Consider the following 1,329-nt stretch of genomic DNA (forward strand, 5'->3'; position numbering starts at 1 on the left):
GCCTGGATCGCTGCCTGCGCCGCCACGGGGTGAGCAACCTGCGGGCGCTGCAGCCGCAGGCGCGCAAGGCCACGCACGCCCCCTTTGCTGCCTACGAGCCGGGCTACGTACACATCGACGTGAAATACCTGCCCCAAATGGCCGATGAGGATAGGCGTCGCTACCTGTTCGTGGCCATCGACCGCGCCACGCGCTGGGTGTTCATCCAGCTCAAGAGCACCAAGAGCGCACGCGCCGCGCGCGCCTTTGTGGCCGCCCTGGCCAAGGCCTGCCCGGTGCGCATCCGCACGATCCTCACCGACAACGGCAAGGAATTCACCGACCGCTTCGTCACCACGGGTGAGCGCACCCCCACCGGGCAGCACGCCTTCGATGAGCTGTGCGCTGCGCTGGGCATCGAACATCGGCTTACCCGTCCACGGCGGCCCCAGACCAACGGCATGGTGGAGCGCTTCAACGGTCGTATCGAAGAGGTGCTGCGCAGCCATCACTTCCTCAGCGGCCAAGACCTGGAGCAAACCCTCTTGCGCTACGCTTGGCTCTACAACCACCATCTGCCTCAGACTGCCCTCGATGCCCGCACGCCCATGCAGGCCATGAAGGACTGGTATCGGCGAAGATCGGATTTGTTCCAAAAGCGACCCCATAATCATCCGGGACATGAAAGCCCCTCATAGTTCGAACGGGGCTGCCAACGAATGCTCTGCGAACAGATCGGTCAATTGCGGCAGGCTCATTCCCATCACCTTGGCTGCCTTGCGGGCCGATAGGCGACCCCGGTCGATAGCCCGGTGGAGCAGGCTGACGAAACTGGGTGAGAAGCGCTTGGGGATGCTGCTGATCGGTGCCCGCGCACGCTCTTGGCGGAGCGCATCCCGTGTACCTTCGTCGATCCATCCCATGTTGAACAGGCGCCAAGCGAGTGCTACCGGCGCAACCCGCAGCTCTCCTGCCACGCCGGCCAGATGCCCTGTATCAGTGATGTGACGTTTGTCGATCAGTTGCTCCAAGGCGCGGGCGGGCATCAACAGACCGGCGGCGAAGTTGTTGGCCAGGTGCTCGATACGCCGTGTGCGGCCGCGCTCCTCAAGGGAGTTGGACTCCCGATGATCCGGCTTCATTGCATCCCAAGTCAGTGCATGGAACAGCTCATGGGCGAGATCGAAGTAGTCGCCCCTGAAAAATTCATTTTCACGCCGCCCTTAGCCGCAGCTGGGCAGGGTTGGCGCCACTGGTCTCGGTTGGCCGCCGCTGGGCGAGCCACCGGCCGATGAGGCGCACGGCCGCAATGAGGCGCAAAAAAGCTCGCCTCAAGAAGGGCACGCCCTT

General features: G+C 63.7%; 1 protein-coding gene and 1 pseudogene. One reads left to right on the top strand and one right to left on the bottom strand.

Going from position 1 to position 1,329, the window contains the following annotated elements:
* Positions 1-677, top strand: a 677-nt coding sequence (locus Taqua_RS13030) for a DDE-type integrase/transposase/recombinase (RefSeq protein ID WP_246094730.1), incomplete at its 5' end; no start/stop codon positions are given.
* Here Taqua_RS13030 and Taqua_RS13035 read toward each other — a convergent pair.
* Positions 672-1,154, bottom strand: a pseudogene (locus tag Taqua_RS13035) (ImmA/IrrE family metallo-endopeptidase); the annotation flags it as partial. The gene Taqua_RS13030 and the pseudogene Taqua_RS13035 sit on opposite strands and share 6 nt — an antisense overlap.
* Positions 1,155-1,329 lie beyond the last annotated feature (175 nt).

The sequence above is a fragment of the Tepidimonas aquatica genome, from assembly GCF_007556585.1.
Classification (GTDB): Bacteria; Pseudomonadota; Gammaproteobacteria; order Burkholderiales; family Burkholderiaceae_C; genus Tepidimonas; species Tepidimonas aquatica.